This is a genomic window from Sporolactobacillus sp. BBK16-2 (assembly GCF_059878335.1).
In genome coordinates this window covers 808,914-824,980 of record NZ_CM187611.1, presented here as the reverse complement: position 1 = coordinate 824,980, position 16,067 = coordinate 808,914, and the positions used below count along the sequence as shown (strand labels likewise).

Annotated in this window: 19 protein-coding genes; 3 read left to right on the top strand and 16 right to left on the bottom strand. The window is 41.5% G+C overall.

The features are described 5' to 3' along the window. Positions 1-79: 79 nt before the first annotated feature. From AC6F33_RS04190 to AC6F33_RS04140, 11 genes are all read right to left on the bottom strand, one after another. On the bottom strand, positions 80-2,737 hold the full coding sequence (locus AC6F33_RS04190) for a calcium-translocating P-type ATPase, PMCA-type (protein WP_500777796.1): 2,658 nt from the start codon (positions 2,735-2,737) through the stop codon (positions 80-82). A gap of 193 nt (positions 2,738-2,930) precedes the next feature. After that, complete coding sequence (locus AC6F33_RS04185; protein WP_500777795.1) at positions 2,931-4,739, bottom strand: Ig-like domain-containing protein; 1,809 nt, start codon at positions 4,737-4,739, stop codon at positions 2,931-2,933. A gap of 385 nt (positions 4,740-5,124) precedes the next feature. After that, positions 5,125-5,976, bottom strand: coding sequence for a DUF2785 domain-containing protein (locus AC6F33_RS04180; protein WP_500777794.1), 852 nt, complete (start codon positions 5,974-5,976; stop codon positions 5,125-5,127). Between the two features lie 32 nt (positions 5,977-6,008). Next, on the bottom strand, positions 6,009-6,668 hold the full coding sequence (locus AC6F33_RS04175) for a metallophosphoesterase family protein (protein WP_500777793.1): 660 nt from the start codon (positions 6,666-6,668) through the stop codon (positions 6,009-6,011). 77 nt (positions 6,669-6,745) lie between these two features. Further along, the gene (locus AC6F33_RS04170; RefSeq protein WP_500777792.1) at positions 6,746-7,861 is read right to left on the bottom strand and encodes a glycosyl hydrolase family 18 protein; all 1,116 of its coding nucleotides are present in this window, start codon (positions 7,859-7,861) and stop codon (positions 6,746-6,748) included. A gap of 153 nt (positions 7,862-8,014) precedes the next feature. After that, positions 8,015-8,413, bottom strand: coding sequence for a VOC family protein (locus tag AC6F33_RS04165; RefSeq protein WP_500777791.1), 399 nt, complete (start codon positions 8,411-8,413; stop codon positions 8,015-8,017). A gap of 53 nt (positions 8,414-8,466) precedes the next feature. Next, positions 8,467-8,928: a GNAT family N-acetyltransferase gene (locus AC6F33_RS04160; protein WP_500777790.1), complete on the bottom strand. Its 462-nt coding sequence runs from the start codon at positions 8,926-8,928 to the stop codon at positions 8,467-8,469. Positions 8,929-8,944: 16 nt separating this feature from the next. Continuing rightward, a complete protein-coding gene (locus tag AC6F33_RS04155) occupies positions 8,945-9,436 on the bottom strand; it encodes a GNAT family N-acetyltransferase (protein ID WP_500778134.1) in 492 nt (163 codons plus the stop codon). Between the two features lie 45 nt (positions 9,437-9,481). Further along, positions 9,482-9,703: a hypothetical protein gene (locus tag AC6F33_RS04150; RefSeq protein WP_500777789.1), complete on the bottom strand. Its 222-nt coding sequence runs from the start codon at positions 9,701-9,703 to the stop codon at positions 9,482-9,484. 45 nt (positions 9,704-9,748) lie between these two features. Then, positions 9,749-10,255: a DUF6141 family protein gene (locus AC6F33_RS04145; RefSeq protein WP_500777788.1), complete on the bottom strand. Its 507-nt coding sequence runs from the start codon at positions 10,253-10,255 to the stop codon at positions 9,749-9,751. Positions 10,256-10,267: 12 nt separating this feature from the next. Then, positions 10,268-10,774 carry a GNAT family N-acetyltransferase gene (locus tag AC6F33_RS04140; protein ID WP_480947724.1) on the bottom strand — a complete coding sequence of 169 codons (507 nt, stop codon included), beginning with the start codon at positions 10,772-10,774 and terminating at the stop codon, positions 10,268-10,270. A gap of 101 nt (positions 10,775-10,875) precedes the next feature. Between AC6F33_RS04140 and AC6F33_RS04135 the strand changes: the two genes are divergently transcribed. Further along, positions 10,876-11,331 (top strand): hypothetical protein, encoded by a 456-nt coding sequence (locus AC6F33_RS04135; RefSeq protein WP_500777787.1) that lies wholly within the window; start codon positions 10,876-10,878, stop codon positions 11,329-11,331. A 222-nt stretch (positions 11,332-11,553) separates the two neighbouring features. On the opposite strand, the gene AC6F33_RS04130 is transcribed toward AC6F33_RS04135, so the two are convergent. After that, positions 11,554-11,649 carry a putative holin-like toxin gene (locus AC6F33_RS04130; protein WP_500777786.1) on the bottom strand — a complete coding sequence of 32 codons (96 nt, stop codon included), beginning with the start codon at positions 11,647-11,649 and terminating at the stop codon, positions 11,554-11,556. An 84-nt stretch (positions 11,650-11,733) separates the two neighbouring features. Between AC6F33_RS04130 and AC6F33_RS04125 the strand changes: the two genes are divergently transcribed. After that, entirely contained in the window at positions 11,734-12,621 is an 888-nt protein-coding gene (locus AC6F33_RS04125; protein WP_500777785.1) for an alpha/beta fold hydrolase, read from the top strand. A gap of 147 nt (positions 12,622-12,768) precedes the next feature. Here the strand turns inward: AC6F33_RS04125 and AC6F33_RS04120 are convergent, their stop codons facing one another. Both AC6F33_RS04120 and AC6F33_RS04115 read right to left on the bottom strand, forming a co-directional pair. Next, complete coding sequence (locus AC6F33_RS04120) at positions 12,769-13,371, bottom strand: GNAT family N-acetyltransferase (protein ID WP_500777784.1); 603 nt, start codon at positions 13,369-13,371, stop codon at positions 12,769-12,771. 304 nt (positions 13,372-13,675) lie between these two features. Next, positions 13,676-14,290, bottom strand: coding sequence for a hypothetical protein (locus AC6F33_RS04115; protein WP_500777783.1), 615 nt, complete (start codon positions 14,288-14,290; stop codon positions 13,676-13,678). A gap of 138 nt (positions 14,291-14,428) precedes the next feature. Between AC6F33_RS04115 and AC6F33_RS04110 the strand changes: the two genes are divergently transcribed. Next, entirely contained in the window at positions 14,429-15,235 is an 807-nt protein-coding gene (locus AC6F33_RS04110) for an HAD family hydrolase (RefSeq protein WP_500777782.1), read from the top strand. Between the two features lie 18 nt (positions 15,236-15,253). Here AC6F33_RS04110 and AC6F33_RS04105 read toward each other — a convergent pair whose 3' ends face one another. Further along, positions 15,254-15,721, bottom strand: coding sequence for a GNAT family N-acetyltransferase (locus AC6F33_RS04105; RefSeq protein WP_480947736.1), 468 nt, complete (start codon positions 15,719-15,721; stop codon positions 15,254-15,256). Positions 15,722-15,767: 46 nt separating this feature from the next. Further along, a complete protein-coding gene (locus AC6F33_RS04100; RefSeq protein ID WP_480947737.1) occupies positions 15,768-15,917 on the bottom strand; it encodes a hypothetical protein in 150 nt (49 codons plus the stop codon). Between the last annotated feature and the right edge of the window lie 150 nt (positions 15,918-16,067).

The window sequence follows — 16,067 nt, the reverse complement described above, 5'->3', positions numbered from 1 at the left end:
GGCAAAACGATAAACTTTCTTTACCTGCTAAAAAGGCAGAGGCTCCAAAGGGAGCCCCTGCTTTTTCTGCCTCTTTCTATTATTTGTTTTTCATGCGCATCCCGATCTTGATCAATTCATTGACCACAAGCGGGATTAAAGCGAACAAAATGACGATGACCCAATCTTGCAACGACAGCATCTGAACATGGAACGCTGCGGCCAAGAACGGAACGGAGATCACGGCGAACTGAAGAATAATCCCCAGCAGGATTGCGCCGATCAAATATTTATTCGAGAACAGCCCCACTTGGAAAATGGATTTGGATGCGCTCCGCATCGACAATGAGTAGAAAAGTTGGGATACGGCAAGCACAACAAACGCCATTGTTTCCGCATAGGTCAGGACATCTTCCGGAATTGAACCGGACCACAGCTGGTAGCCATGTTCGCTTAATCCAAAGTAGAAAGCGACTAAAGTCAGAATACCGATTAATGATCCGCCAATAACTGCCCGCATGGCTGCTCCTCCAGCGAAGAAGCTTTCCTTCGGATCACGCGGCTTTTTACTCATCACATCTTTGTCTCCGGGATCGACGCCAAGCGCAATTGCCGGAAATGTGTCGGTAATGAGGTTTATCCATAAAATTTGCGTCGGAAGAAGCGGCATCGGCCAGAAGAAGAGTACCGAAGCAAGTATAGCAACAATTTCTCCAAGGTTGCAGGAGAGCAGAAAAACAACGGATTTTTTAATATTGTTATAAATATTACGTCCTTCGCGAATCGCTGAAACAATGGTTGTAAAATTATCGTCGGTCAGGATCATATCGCTCGCGCCTTTAGAAACATCTGTACCGGTAATTCCCATGGCGACACCGATATCCGCATTTTTCAGCGATGGTGCGTCATTGACACCGTCGCCGGTCATCGAAACAATATTTCCGTGCGATTGAAATGCTTTTACGATCTTAACTTTATGTTCCGGAGAAACCCGTGAAAACACGCGATAATGACCGATTTTTTCGTTCAATTCTTCATCAGTCATTGAGTCGATCTCGCTGCCCGAAACGGTTTGTGCCAGTGACGTTGCCATACCGAGCTGCATGGCGATCGCTGCTGCTGTGTGCTGATGATCGCCGGTAATCATGATCGGTGTAATCCCTGCTTGTTTCGCCTGATGGATCGCATCTTTAACCTCAAGTCTAGGCGGATCAATCATGCCTACGAGTCCAAGCACAGTCAAATCCTTTTCCATGACATCAGCATCAATCATTTCATCGGTATCTTTGTATGCCGCACCAAGAACACGAAGCGCTTGGTCAGACATTTCTTCCGCTGCTCTGAGGTAATCCGCTTTTAGCTCATCTGTCAGAGGAACCTTTTCCCCATTAACCAACGCATGAGAAGAGATTTTTAAAATGTTGTCAAATGCACCTTTTGTGTGTACACGATAATGGCTGCCTTCCTTATTCAGTGTAGACATCAGCTTGCGGTCGGAATCAAACGGATTTTCCGCCACACGTGCATGTCCCACCTCCAATTCGCGTTTCGGCGAATGAAACTTTTCACCAAGTTCAAGCAAGGCAATTTCCGTCGGGTCACCGGTGCCCTCACCATTAATAAGTGTGGCATCGGTACACAGCACCATCGTTTGAATCAGTTTTCGTTCCGTACCCTCATCGGCTGTCGCAGTTCCTTCATTCGGCACATCAAGAAATTTGCGATGTGTATACAGGTGGAGCACCGTCATTTTGTTCTGCGTCAGTGTCCCCGTTTTATCCGAACAAATAATGTTGACCGATCCCAGTGTTTCAACTGCAGGCAAGCGTTTCACAATGGCATTGATCCGCGACATGCGCGTCACACCGAGTGCCAATACGATCGCAACAATAGCAGGCAGCCCTTCCGGAATCGCTGCAACAGCCAAACTGATCGCGGTCAGGAACATCTCAAAAAGATCGCGCTTTTGAATCAGCGCAATAACGAAAATGAGCACGCAGATGCCGATGGCAATATACCCAAGCGTTTTACCAAGCTCTGCAAGACGTTTCTGCAACGGCGTCATATCCGTTTGCGTCTCATCAAGTCCCTTGGCGATCTTGCCGATTTCCGTATTCATTCCTGTGCCAACAACAACACCTTCCGCACGCCCATAGGTCACAAGAGTGGACATAAAAGCCATATTAGCTAAATCGCCAAGCGGCGTTTTGGGGTCCTCAAAAACATGTGCGGCATTCTTTTCCGACGGAACAGACTCCCCCGTCAGAGCCGATTCTTCAATCTGCAGATTGACGCTTTCGATCAACCGAAGATCAGCCGGAATATAGCGTCCTGCATCTAAAACTACAATGTCTCCGGGAACAATATTTTTTGAATCAATTTCAATGACATCGCCATTTCGACGAACAAGCGCACGCGGTGTCGTCATTTTCTGAAGTGCTTCAATCGCTTTTTCTGCCTTAAATTCTTGGAATACACCAATGATTGCATTCAGAATAACAACAAGCAAAATGATGACTGAATCGGTGTATTCGCCAATGAGGAGTGTAATTACTGCCGCACCAAGCAAGACGTATATCAACATATCTTTCAGCTGAGAAAAAAACAGAGCAACAATACTTTTCTTTGGTTTGCTTTTTAATTTATTTTCTCCATAGGTTCCAAGCCTTGACTGTACTTCCGCGTCCGTCAAACCTTGTCTTTGATTGACCTGAAGCTCATTTAATACCTGTTCAGCGTCTTTGGAAAACCAACTCACGTTCGCTACACCATCCTTATCTCGCCACTAATCTATTCTCTTATCTTTACCCCATTTTCAATTCTCACAACCGGATTGACCAATTTTTTTTCTGCGATTCGTCCATACTTTTTGAGTGTATGAAAAAATTCCGGATTCTACACCGGAATTTTTAAACACGTTCGACTATTACGTTTTTATGAGTAACCCATTATTAAAACACAGTAAAGGTTCGAGTAAGACTTTTATTTCCCGCCCGATCTTGAGCATAAACTGTCAGTTTCTTTCCCTTTTTTTGTTTTTGGTACAGCTTAATACTGTACTTACCGTGAGTATTTGCAGCCACAGCACCAAGCTTTTTTTTGCCATACCGAACCGTAACACGTGCACCAGGTTCCGCTGTTCCCTGTATTTTCAACTGCTGATGATAAAAACGATAGACAATTGGCTCCGCCGGAGGTGTCTGATCTTTAACTGTTATTTTCTTTGATTGGCCCGCGTTTCCGCTGGTATCCGCCGCAAACACATCAAGTACCGTCCCGGCTTTCTGCCTTCCGATAGTGGCTTGGAAATGTCCGGTGGCGTCCGCCTTGCACTTAGCTAATAATCCGGCTTTGCCGACGATGGCAATGACTGCTCCAGGTTCTGAATTACCTCTAAGCTGTGAATCCTTATCTCCAAATGGAGCAATGCGCGGCTGTCTTGGAGCATCACGATCTTCCTGGCGTTCAGCAAGATTTGAATAAGTAATAGGTGCACCTTTTTCATTTGGGATCGATGCGGCACTGTTAACAATGATCGCACCGCCGCCTCTGAGCTTTGGTGCTTTTGATTTACCGTTATAGACCTTCTTTTTCAACTGTTGAAACCCAGCAATTCCATGAAAGCCATAAGGGCCGTCCGCCTGGTTCAAATAAAGGGCTTTGCGAAAATTACTCATGAATTGTCCGAAAGACGTAGTCGGGCTGATATAATCATGGATTACGTCTTGGACAGCCTGATAATCATTGTGCGGATCTTGGATGATCCGTTTAAACAAATCATCCGGTTGGCCGCATTGTATATATAGGTATTGCACAAAGAGATATGAGAGTGAATAGTTCGCCAAATTGTCGCCAGAATCATCCCAGTAAAGCAGTGACTTGCCATTCGCTATGGAGCTGGATTCATTATAATAATCAATTCGATCGTCAAGCGGCTTTTTCGCCAACAATTGTTCTGCAGCAAGCGACAGCCCTTCATCAAGCCATGTGTCCATCTCATCCTTTTTCTCAACAAGCACATTTTGGTTATAGTTGATGAGATGCTGAAACTCGTGTACCAGCGTCGAATAAGCGAGCGACACTTTTTTATGTTTGCTTGAACCAAGTGACGGATAGGTATCGACATACACGATTTCACTATAATTTGATTTCTTCCCTTTATATAAATCATTTGGGTCAAAATAGCCCGACGCAAAACCGCCATTTTGTTCCGCCGAACCATCCTTTATATCAAAACATAGCAAATTGATTTTCCCATCGTGATCCACATCAGACGGTGCTCCGAAATAACGATTGTCCAACGGAAAAATAGTTTGATCAAATGTTTTACCAAGCGTTTCCGCATCCTTTTTTGTTAGCTGGTTTCCGTTCACCCACACCTTGGTGTGCTGACCCACGTAGCTTAATTTCGCTGTAATTTGATACCGCTTGTCCGTCGACAAATCAGACACCCAGAATTTTTTACCCGAACCCACCTTGATGCTTTTTTTCTTTTGCAATGTATGATTCAATGGATTATATTTTGCTCGAATCTTTAGCGGCTGCACATAATCAAGCCGGTAAGAGGCCCTTTGCAGCTTTTTGTTTTTCGCATAGCTTTTATTATTAATACTGAAGTTCCCTGTACTTTCCGTTTTGTAGCCGTTCGCAGATTCATTGCTGATCAGTACCGTACCGTCAGCTGCAAATGCCGCGCCCGCAGGAGCCAAAAGAAACAGAGCTATGAGAATAAGAACTATTCGTTGTAAAAAATGGTTCATTTAAACTCTCCTCCCCTGGCAGAAAAACTCAAAAACTCTCATTCTTTTATCTTGTTTCAGTGTACTTAATCTCATGCGCAAACTCAACTGTGAACTGATTTCAAGATCGGAATAGCTACCGTATTTAATTTGCTATATAATTATTATGTATCCCCTTACAAAAAAGGATGAGTAAATATGACTCCTAAAAAGAAATCTCTGAACACGATCATTGGCAATTTTGTTATGTGCATCTTATGGTTTTTGTTCGCTGCCACTTTAATCGCTTCGTTCATTCTTTGGCTGTACACAAAAAATCCGCTTTCCATCATAAGCGGAATAATCTGCGCGTGCGGTATCCTTTTCAACATATATCTTAGCAAACGTGCCAAAGTTGACGAGTCCATCAAAAATAAGGGTTAAATGCATGCTCCAAATGCATAAGCGCATCGTCTGCCTCTTGATCGAGCAACGAAGCATTTTTCAGTCTGAAATAGACGCATCGTACAAAATGCTTCATGTTCACTCTTTGAATGAGATACTTGCGAAACGCTGAGGCATGAACGGATTGATTTGGCTTCTGTAAATCAACATTGCGCAGCCACTTAATCAGTACGGAGACCATTATTTTTTTCGAAGTCACCATACTTAGAACCGCTGTCGCCATTCGTTCATCCTCTTCCGCATCAAACACGGTCGGTGCATTTCGAAGCATGGTCATCAAGCTGCTCCAAATGACGATGCATTCGGATTCTCCTACGAATCGGTTTTGTGCACATTCATCAAGCGCGTCACTGATATGCGCAGGCGCGTGTGCCCATCCTTTTCCTTCAACAAAGCTACGATAATCCTTTTCCAATGCACAATAATGATTCAACTGCCGAAGCAACTCCATATATTCCTGTCGACCGATAAAAGGCTCTTGATTATCCCGATATAAAATCAACGCAATAAGCAATGCTGAGAAGGATCTCAGAAACACGTGATCCGACAGCTCTTCACCGACTTCATAAAAAAGCAACCGTTCTGAAAGTGTTCGATTAAGAATCGTCATGAGCTGCTTTCCATCAAGTAGCTTGAACTCAATCAGCCATTTTGAAAGAATGGTATACCCAAGATCATCTCTTAAATCACTATCTGTGGAATGAAGAGCACACATCACGTACTCAACCGCTTCAAAATCAGAAAAACCTTCAGGCACCTGAAAATCATTATTTTTAATCTCAATAAGCTTGTCTTTTAATTCAGTATCGGTCATCGTTTCACCTGCAAATCTTTTATTTGATTGATTCATTCATTTGGAACGCTTTTTTCTATTTTATTCGCCAGCTTCTCCAAGAAGATCATGGACTTTTCTTCATTTGGAACGTGAATGACATTTGTATTAATAAAATCTTCCGCATCCGGACTATGTGCTTCTCTTATCTCTAAGGCAGCCTGTTCAAAATCATATGTGGTTCGTTTGAATTCGATTTGATCCGAATCGATGAGCAGCCAATAGGCTCCAGGCTGTTTTGCAAACGGCATACCCACGCTGCCTGAATTAAATATTTTTGTTCTCTCAAGTTTCATTTCGTACTGAATATGTGTATGTCCGCACACAACGATGGGCTGCTTCACTTCGGCAAACAGTTTCTTAATTCTTTTTTTAGGCGATAAAGGTGTAAAAATATCGTGATCGTTCTCAGGTGTCGCATGGCAAAAAAGCACATCGCCAAGTTCATCCACATGAATACTTGTGACATCGTCCAAATTTGAAAGAAAATCAAGTTGTTTACCTGTTAAACTGTTTGCGACCCATTTTGTCGTTACTCGACCTTCTTCTGACATATGAAGCAACGGTGCTCCCTTTGATGCGTCAACAACTTCACGGTCACCATTTCCTCTAATAAATGTGATGTTTGTTTTATTCCGCAAATTTAAAAGGCAGTTTAATGTTTGAGTTGGCATCGGTCCGGAAACCATAGCATAACTAACGCAAACGAGCATCATAGAGCGTTAATTGACGTCAGGATAAGGTAATATTCTCATAAATTATATAGACCCATGCAGAAGGGAAAACCTAAAGCCCAGTAACTGATCCCGCGCAGATTATATAATCGGACAAGATCAAATTTCGCTTGTGCACTGCGTGCATCTTCAAACCAGACCTCATGTGTGCTTCCATTTGCACCCACATAGGTGTAAAAGGGGGATTGTGCCGCTTCATCAAACTGAATACTTACGCCATTAAAAATGGCGCGTTCCAGTGCTTCTTTTGGGCTAAAGGTTTCTGCTTCCTGTCCCTCTTTGTGCGGGAGCAGCCAATCTCTGGCATACGTTTCAAATCCAAGCGAAATTTTATCTGCCGGCATGACCGATAAGGCGTACTCAACCACTCGTTTCATTTCATTAACCGGTGATATGGCTTGAGGCGGTCCGAAACGATACCCCCACTCATAGGTCATTAAGACAACAAAATCGACAATTCGGCCATGTGCCTCATAATCATAAGCCATATAGTCCGCACGTGGTTGATCTATGGCTGTTTTTGGCATAACAGCTGTAGATACGCTAAACCCAAGCGGGTGCAGCCGATCGACCACAAACTGCAAGAAATCATTAAAGCCTTGCCGATCCTCGGGGCGTACACTTTCAAAATCGATGTTCAGTCCTCGATAACCTTTTTGTTCCATGACACGAATCACCGATGATACCAGGTTTTCACGTGCTGACGATGAAGTAAAAATGGCGTGAGCGACGTCAGCGCCTGATTCATTTAGTGAAAAATTAACAATGGGCATAAGGGGCATAATGCTGTGCGCATAGGCGGCAGCTATGGATTCCTGATCGTCCAAATCATCCAAGTACCCGGCCTCCGTTACACGATAAGAAAACGGCAGCACAGTCGACAAAAGCCCGTTTCGCTGAACAATTTCCGTGGCTGCTTCTTTTACCGGCTGGTACGTATAAGCATTGACCTCAATGACCGGTCGTTCGGGTGCGAAAACCGGTGGCATGGACGGGATAACCAACGCCTGCCCCGGTACAAGCCGTTCCGGATAAGCTAATCCATTTAACGCAACAATGCTGACAAGTGGCACCTGATAGTGATGAGCAATTTTCCATAATGATTCACCGCTTTGCACGACATGAATGTCCATGACTCATGACTCCTCCCGCACCAATCATTTTGCGAATTCTCAACATCCTTATAATTATGTTGACACGGTAACGAATAGGTTTAGAAAGAAAATATTATTTTGAAAAATAGTTGCCATAACTGTTTTATCCGCCACTAGTTCGTGAGCAATTCATTACTCAGGCGCAACAAATTCAACCTTGATCCGATCGGGATCTTCAAAAAAGACCGCATAATAATCCTTTCCGCCTGCAAAGGGATGGCGGTCTTTATAAAGAATATTCACCCCACGTTTGATTAAAGCTTCGGTCATTTCATCCACTTCTTCTCTTGATTCAGCATGGAAGGCAAGATGATTTAGCCCTGTCCTGCATCTGTGGTAGGGAATATCAAGATATTTCTTTCTTGTTTGTACGAAGACAATATATGTATCGCCTAACTCCCAGCTCTTTCCTTCCTCCCATTCTTGAACAAGCTCATAGCCTAATTTTTCTAAGAACCATCCCCAAAAGCGAACAGATTCGTTCAAATTTGAAACATTCACTTCAACATGATGAAGGAGCCCATGTGTCAATCTTATTTTCCCCCTATTTTTTATTCGTTTTTTGAAGGTCTTTCCTACTCTCATCAATAGAGTTTTTTCAGCAATTTTTGATAGGCTCCATAGGCATCCTCACCTTTATAAAGAATGTGGGTAAAGCCTTTTTGCATGTACAACTTGATCGCAATAGAATTGTCCAAATCGACACCCACTGTTAGTTCTTGATAGCCTAAATCACGCGCGTAATCAATGAGAAAATCGACCAGCATACCGCCAATCCCTTGATTACGAAATGCTTCTTTTACAATCAGTCTTGATAAGTACACGCGTCGGTCCCTTATTGTATAGTCGGCATCATTCATGTCGAAAACCAACGAGATTTCACCGATATACGCACTATCTTTGATAGAGACAAAAGTCCGCCTGTTCCCATTTACTAGTTCTTTATAAAATTGATCAGCAAGACGCTTTTGCTTTTTCATATCCCATATAGTTGAGCATTGTTTAAAGCATTCAGGTGTTAATTGAATAATTCCATTGTCTGACATGCAATCCCTCTCGCTTTTATGAGTCACATTCTAAGCAATCCTGATACGACAGAACAAAATCTGTTTGTTCCGTTTTCATTTTAATAAATGTGACTGGTTTTCCGAAACTGAGTTGCGATTCTCTGCCTGTTTCAGTGAATCCAAGCTGCTTATACAGATGAATAGCACGTTGGTTAAAATCTACAACATCAAGTGTTATGACTCCTTGATAATTAAAGTGCTGTCTTCCAAAAGCAAGGCAATTGGATACAAATGCCTTGCCAGTGCCCTTCCCCGTTTCTTGTGGGCAAATGCCCAGTCCGATTTCAAAACCATTTTCAGTTACGGTGTATTCAAAAATACCAAATAAGCGACCATTTTTCAGAACCGAAAAATAATGGTTTGCGGGATCGGAGAATATTTCTTTATAGCTCTCCTCAATTCCTTCTTCTGGAATGTTGTAAAAGGTATAGGGTTCCCCATAGATCCAATGGACATATTCCTCTGCCTGAGCTCGATTCATCGGCATGATATTCACGTTTCATTCACTCCCTTTTTCTTTGTGACAACCATTTTATATGTTCTCTTTTCTATATTTGCGATCAAAACACGTCCGGCAATAGACTTTACCATTAGTGTCTTTCACAAATCGATGGATGATCGTCTCCGTCACACCATACCATGACTTTTCCGGTGATTTAGCAATGATACACATGAATTCGCCAGGTTTAATTAGTTTTCCGCATCCCGTACACGTAAAGACGTAATTGCCTTTTAATTTCGAGAGAAAGCTCAAGACAGTCCCTCCTTAATCGAGATTATGCTCTACATTCTGCATCTCTTACTCTCCGGCATCCATCTTTGCTAGATCCATCGCTTTTTTCAATTTTGATGCGTGACGTGAACCAATGACAAGAACTTTTCCGGATTGCAGAACAATCTCGATTCCTTGATTACCGGCTGCTGTATACGCTTTTTCACCTTTAAAATTTATCTGAATTCCCCAGCCGCCAAATCGAGAAATTCCGGCATCTTCAATGGCTTTGCAGCTTCTTATTTCGCGCCATGTGAAACGGCGCGCATGCAGATGAATCGGGAAAAAACGAACATACAGACCGTCTTTCCGAACCTCGCAGGTCAAACGTGTCACAGCGAAAAAGATTGGAAAGATTATTCCAAAAATGATAAAGAACACAATCATCATGGAATCCGGCATCGGATTCGTTCCCCATGGCTTGCCAAAAACGATCTGGATAATGAATCCGTACCAGATCAGGGCAGTAATACCCAAAACCACCATCCATAGCCACCACTGCTTCATTTTCTGAACTTCTTGATAGTATGGCATCTTCATTCCTCCTCACACGAATCGTTTATAGCGCAACGAAACAAATCCGTCGCCATCCGGAAATGCATAGGTCGGATGTTCACATGGGTACATAAACCCCATAGCTTCGTAAAACGGGATACCCATCACATTGTTTTTGAACACAGAAACCCACTGCTCGGTCGCTCCATGATTAACTTGATCATTTGTGATCGCATCGAGCAGCTTAGTGCCGATTCCCTCACGTTTTCGGTTCGGATCTAGATAAAGGACAAATAATTCCGACTTTTCATCATCGATAAAACCGCCGGCACCAGCACCCACCACACGATCCTTATCAATTGCAACAAACCATCCGTTCCATTTTTTGTTGACCGTTAAAACTTCATGCTTAATTCTGTCTTCATTGTAAAATTGTTTGATCGTTTTTTCGATATAGTGCGTGGGAATAAGTGATTCATATGTTTTTCGATACCCTTCCGAACAAACATAAATAATTCCACTGGTATCTGCAAGACATGCTCGTCTGATTTCCACCATAAAATTTGCTCCTTTTCCGCACGTTAATCTTTTTATCGATGGCTAAATGTCTCAGTAGCATTATAATACAGATAATTGTACTTTTCTGAGGGGATATCTAGATGAGAAGATTATGCTTGCTGCTCGGCTGTTTCGTCATACTCCTATCCGGATGCGCATCAACAGATGGGACAAAACAAGTTCATCCACAGAAGCAAACGGAAAAACAAGTAAAAGTCAGTATTCATATCATCGATCAGACTAATCGCTTTCGCTACTATGGAATCAGTGTGAACAAAACCCATCCGGATCCTGGTACACTCCTGTTCTATAGCATCAAGTGGATTGATAAGAAAGCTGAAACCTTCTTTTTGGACAAGGGATCACAATACCGAATTGATCTTTATCCTTCAAAAATCAACCCAGTGAAAAACTTCAAAAAAAAAGGTCAATTAAAAATAAAAAATAGCACGGTACAAAAAGAGACGTCGTCAAAAAAAGACAAGGATAATCAGATACTTAGAAAATATATAACACCATGGAAAAATAATCAGTACATTCGTTTTGTCATTCGTTAAATACGAATATGCCCACCTTAATCCAATCTGAATATTTGAGCTCTGCTCATTCCTCTTTATTCTTGAACAAAATTTGTATATAATTATCTTTAGAAGTCATAGAATTAAAATGACCGTTGGTGCTCGTACACCAAACGGTCAATGGCAACAGTATGATTCCCGCAAGGGGTCAGCACATATGTTTAGGCGAAAAAATAACCTCCCCATTAATGAGCCGTTAACTCAAGGGTGGTTATTTTTTCCATTTTTATCTGACATGATTGCAACGATTAACGCACCAAATGAGATCATCAGCAATAAAGCATCTGCAACTATCATCGGCAGTACCTCCCTCCACGAGGGACTGGACTGTGCGCCGACTACCCTTGAGCAATCATTTCTTAACAAATGGAGAATCAAAAAATGTCAAAAACAATTAAACTATTCCGAAATGATAAAAAGCAGAAAGAGTACTTCAAGGTATATGACAAAGCATTGGCACAGTTACCAATCTCCTATGAAACGGAATATATAAAAACAGCGTATGGAAATACTCATATAATAAGATGTGGTGAAAAAGAAAATCCCAAACTCGTATTACTACATTGTATGGGGTTTAGTTCCATCTCATGGTATAAGAACTTGGAACTATTATCAAAACATTTTGAAGTATTTTGTTTCGATTCCATTGGAGAACCCGGGAAAACAGAGAGCAATAGAAAGAAAATAAAAAACGAAGATTATCTTCAATGGTTGATAGAAGTGTTAGATGCTTTAAAATTGGAAAGACCTAATTGGGCAGGATGGTCTTTTGGAGGATTTCTTGCAACAACTTTTGCAATGAATTTTCCTGAACGAGTAAAAAGGCTAGTTATTATGTCGCCCGCTGCAACGATTGCCCCGCTTACACCCATTTTTTATTTGAAATTGTTTCCTGCTTTATTTATTGCAAGTGATAAAAAAATAAACCAATTTTTAAAATGGATTAGTGGCAGTGATAATATAGACTTTCCAAATCCTGCTTTTGCTGTATTTACATCTGGTATGAAAAGTTTTCAAGGCTGGGCAATGGGAACAAAGCTCGTTGTTTATTCTGAATCCGATTTCAAAAAGATTAAAGCACCTTCTTTATTGTTGATTGGAGAACAGGATCCTATTTACAAAAAGATCAGCCCGAGAGAATTGGCTGATAAATTTAACACGATTCAGCCCAACATAAAGGCTGAGACTGTGCATGGTAAACATGGCTTTCCGATTCAGCAAGCTCAATATGTGAATGAAAAGTTAGTTTCGTTTCTGCTTACTACATGATTGAAAAGATAGATATTGAGATACTTCTCTTCTGGGAGCAGCTCTCTTTTTAGTACACGTTATTCATGTTTTGCATTATCCGTCTTTTCTGCACCATGATTCTCTTCATGAATCATGTAACGACCGTTGAATCATCGCTGCGGCAAGTTAACTGTTGGCGATCAAATCTTTCTGAAATCCCTGCGGATGCCATGCATCCCATTCTTCTCTTAGCACACCGTAACCGATTGAATCATAGTATTTGCCATTTACGATTCGTGCTTTTCGAAAACAGGCTTCTTTTGTATAGCCAAGTTTTTCAGCAAGCTTCATCATGCCGAAATTGCCGGACCATGTGCGCAGATCAACCCGCACAATTTCCGGCATCGCTTGAAAAAGGTAATCTGTCCACAGGCCAAAAGCTTCATAGCCACGTCCATTTCCCCAGTATTCCGGGTTGTAAATTGCAATCCCGGCACTCAGCCAATTCGTTTCCTTGCTCTCCCAGTACCAGCCGACTTGACCAATTAGTTTATCTGTTTTCTTATCAGCAATGGCGAGATCCTTTCTCGGCGTCTCAAATGAATCCGTCTTGACTTTTTCACATTGCGCATCGACTAATTCAATAATCTCCTCTTTTGTTTTCCGAGGATAATACGGTCCGTCGAACTTCTGCCACTCTTGTCCAGGTGACCTCCAGAAAATACAATCATCCTTATCCTCTAATTTCCAATCGCGGACAACGATTTGATTTCCACTAAGTTGAATCATCTGTCTTCTCATTCCTGTCTATTTTTTATTGTGCTGCGAATAAGTTCCATAACTGCTTCTAGACTTGTCTGTGAAATAATCTTCTTCATATTAACGATTACGAAAAACGACCATGGTTACCGCAAAAGATACAATGGTTATCATGAGTAAAGACAGAATACTAGTAAGCTGTGAAATGTCAGGAAAAGGCGTCAATGCAATTAATTGATAAAACAGTAACCATTCGCCGAGAAATACTGATAATTGTAAAACTCTAAAAGCAATAAATCTCAATTAAAATCCTCCCCTTCTCACATTCCCTTCGTCATGCACTATGATTGATCATCAAAAACATGAGCAGAACAATGTAATACAAAAAGAGTCCTAGATTAAGAATCATTGGATTCGGTTTGATTGACTGAATCACTTTTGGCGGAGTATTCAAGCATGTTCGGAAAAGTAACGCAAAACAATAAATCAGTTGGATGCTTAAAAGAAATATGATTGCTGCAAAGAATGAATGATTATTTTGCAGCAAGGACAAACCAATAAAAATCGCACCGACCCAGTTAAAAATACCAGCAAACATCTCAATCGGATCTGACAGCATACTCATCATCCACTCGTCATTTGCTTCCCAGCGGTCTATATTTTCCTTTGAATGCTTATTTGAATAGACAATTTGCCCGGTTTGAAGCGCCATCGCAATGATAAAAATGATAAGGGCCAGTACACAAAACAGTGTCCCTATTCTCGCTGCCCAGCCGCTGATGAAAAATACTAACGAAAACGCGACCGGCAACCAACACGTAAAAATGAAAATAAGCAGCAAATGGATGAGCGCAAATTCGTTTTTTTTCGTTAGCATTTTAAGAAAAACAGCCAATAATAAAAACAGCATGACACCAATCCATCCAAATGCTAACGTCGTAATAAGCATGAGCAATACTCCTGTCTTATTTTCTCACTTCTTGTTATTTTCTTTCGCAACAAAGGTAACCTAATGGCAGCAATATTAACTTCTCGTTTCTTTCCATCTATCGGTGTTATAATGAAATGCAAAAAAAGGCGTAGACATATGAATCGATCATCACCAATTAAGGCACTTGTCTTTGATTTGGACGGCACACTTCTTAATTCTCAGAAAAGAGTTTCTCGAAGAACTCAAAAAACGCTCATGCGTTGCTATCAATCCGGTTTTACTCTTTTTATCGCAACTGCTCGTCCCCCGCGTTCCGTAAGTAAAATGGTCCCAAATGAATTACTCAATTGTGCGTCGGCAGTTTATTACAATGGTGCGTATGTAAAAGATGTTCATGGAAAAGCAATGAGTTATACGATCCCGAGTGCTGATTCAAGCGAACTCATCGATTTTATGTGCAACCATAATGGAACAGATGCCATTTCCATTGAATCCGAGGATACACTGTACGCGCTTACCGACAAAACCTTTGCAAAAAACGCCAAGCATATGGTTCTCCCGCCAACGATTGTCTCTCAATCTGATTTCAAGCGGCTGCCCGCGAACAAAATTCTGTTGTTTCATAGTTCAGTGGAATCAAAGCGCTACGTGATGAGATATAGCAATGAATTGAGCATTGTCGAAACCGATTCAAAAGAGTTAACTCAAATCATGGCCAAGAACGTTTCAAAAAGCCGTGCCATTTCTGCACTCTGTAAAAAAATGAATCTTTCTATGAACAGCGTCATGTCCTTTGGTGATGATTGGAACGACTTGGACTTGTTTCAGAACTGCGGCTATTCCGTTGCCATGGGAAATGCGGAGCCTGAATTAAAAAAGTATGCGTCAATGACCACTGCCTCAAATGATGAGGATGGTGTTGCTCAAATTCTTGAGAAGCTTTTGATTGCAAAACGTTTGTAAAGTGACCGTGTTTTCAATTTATCCAACGGTGCCTTTCATCCTCAAAACCTTGCCATCACATTCATTTGTTAATCGCTTCATTCCGTTTTTCTTGTAGAAAGCCCTAGCTCGTACATTGGTTGGAGAGACGCGGAGGTGATATTCGGACACGCCATGTTTTTCGAAAAAGCGCATCGCATACTGATGAAGTTCATGTCCTAATCCACTGCCTCTTTTCTTTGCAATGAGGTAATAAAGATGAACATAGCCGATCCTTTTGCCTTCGTATTCGCGAATGCTCAGTTCCAGCTGACCAATCACTTGATCCTTTTCAAAAGCAAGGACAAATCCGTCGGGAAATTGGCTGATTTTCTTCTGCAGCCACATTAAATAATCACCAGCATGGAAATCACGATCCGTTCCAAAACTAATGACAAACGAATCCCTGCGAAAAGCGAGAATCTTATTTTTATATTTCTCCACGTCCAACGGTTCAAAGCGCAGCAAGGGAGAATACCTCCTCAGTGTGATTGGTCAATAATCTCAATTATTTCTAGTCATCTTTCTGGTTATCTTTCAGTTCCCGCTTAATTTCCTGAATGGTAAAGCGAATCAGCCGCTTGATTAAAAAATAGATAACCGCAATAACAGCAAACCAAAATAGAATCATAATAACGAGCGGTGCATACATTGCAACTGCCATCGTACCTACCTCCCAAATTCCGTTTTTGAAACGATTCATGTTGCATTCATTATAAACAATGATTAAAAGTTATGTAAGCGATTCTTTCAACAGAACCAAATGAAAAAAGTAAAAACACAGTCGATCATAATGAACCAACTGTGCTTTATC

Bases quoted from the DNA above. Each gene is read 5' to 3' on its own strand.
- AC6F33_RS04185 (WP_500777795.1), bottom strand. From the start codon at position 4,739: ATGAACCATTTTTTACAACGAATAGTTCTTATTCTCATAGCTCTGTTT.
- AC6F33_RS04180 (WP_500777794.1), bottom strand. From the start codon at position 5,976: ATGACCGATACTGAATTAAAAGACAAGCTTATTGAGATTAAAAATAAT.
- AC6F33_RS04175 (WP_500777793.1), bottom strand. From the start codon at position 6,668: ATGCCAACTCAAACATTAAACTGCCTTTTAAATTTGCGGAATAAAACA.
- AC6F33_RS04170 (WP_500777792.1), bottom strand. From the start codon at position 7,861: ATGGACATTCATGTCGTGCAAAGCGGTGAATCATTATGGAAAATTGCT.
- AC6F33_RS04160 (WP_500777790.1), bottom strand. From the start codon at position 8,928: ATGTCAGACAATGGAATTATTCAATTAACACCTGAATGCTTTAAACAA.
- AC6F33_RS04155 (WP_500778134.1), bottom strand. From the start codon at position 9,436: ATGCCGATGAATCGAGCTCAGGCAGAGGAATATGTCCATTGGATCTAT.
- AC6F33_RS04145 (WP_500777788.1), bottom strand. From the start codon at position 10,255: ATGCCATACTATCAAGAAGTTCAGAAAATGAAGCAGTGGTGGCTATGG.
- AC6F33_RS04140 (WP_480947724.1), bottom strand. From the start codon at position 10,774: ATGGTGGAAATCAGACGAGCATGTCTTGCAGATACCAGTGGAATTATT.
- AC6F33_RS04135 (WP_500777787.1), top strand. From the start codon at position 10,876: ATGAGAAGATTATGCTTGCTGCTCGGCTGTTTCGTCATACTCCTATCC.
- AC6F33_RS04130 (WP_500777786.1), bottom strand. From the start codon at position 11,649: ATGATAGTTGCAGATGCTTTATTGCTGATGATCTCATTTGGTGCGTTA.
- AC6F33_RS04125 (WP_500777785.1), top strand. From the start codon at position 11,734: ATGTCAAAAACAATTAAACTATTCCGAAATGATAAAAAGCAGAAAGAG.
- AC6F33_RS04120 (WP_500777784.1), bottom strand. From the start codon at position 13,371: ATGATTCAACTTAGTGGAAATCAAATCGTTGTCCGCGATTGGAAATTA.
- AC6F33_RS04115 (WP_500777783.1), bottom strand. From the start codon at position 14,290: ATGCTTATTACGACGTTAGCATTTGGATGGATTGGTGTCATGCTGTTT.
- AC6F33_RS04110 (WP_500777782.1), top strand. From the start codon at position 14,429: ATGAATCGATCATCACCAATTAAGGCACTTGTCTTTGATTTGGACGGC.
- AC6F33_RS04100 (WP_480947737.1), bottom strand. From the start codon at position 15,917: ATGGCAGTTGCAATGTATGCACCGCTCGTTATTATGATTCTATTTTGG.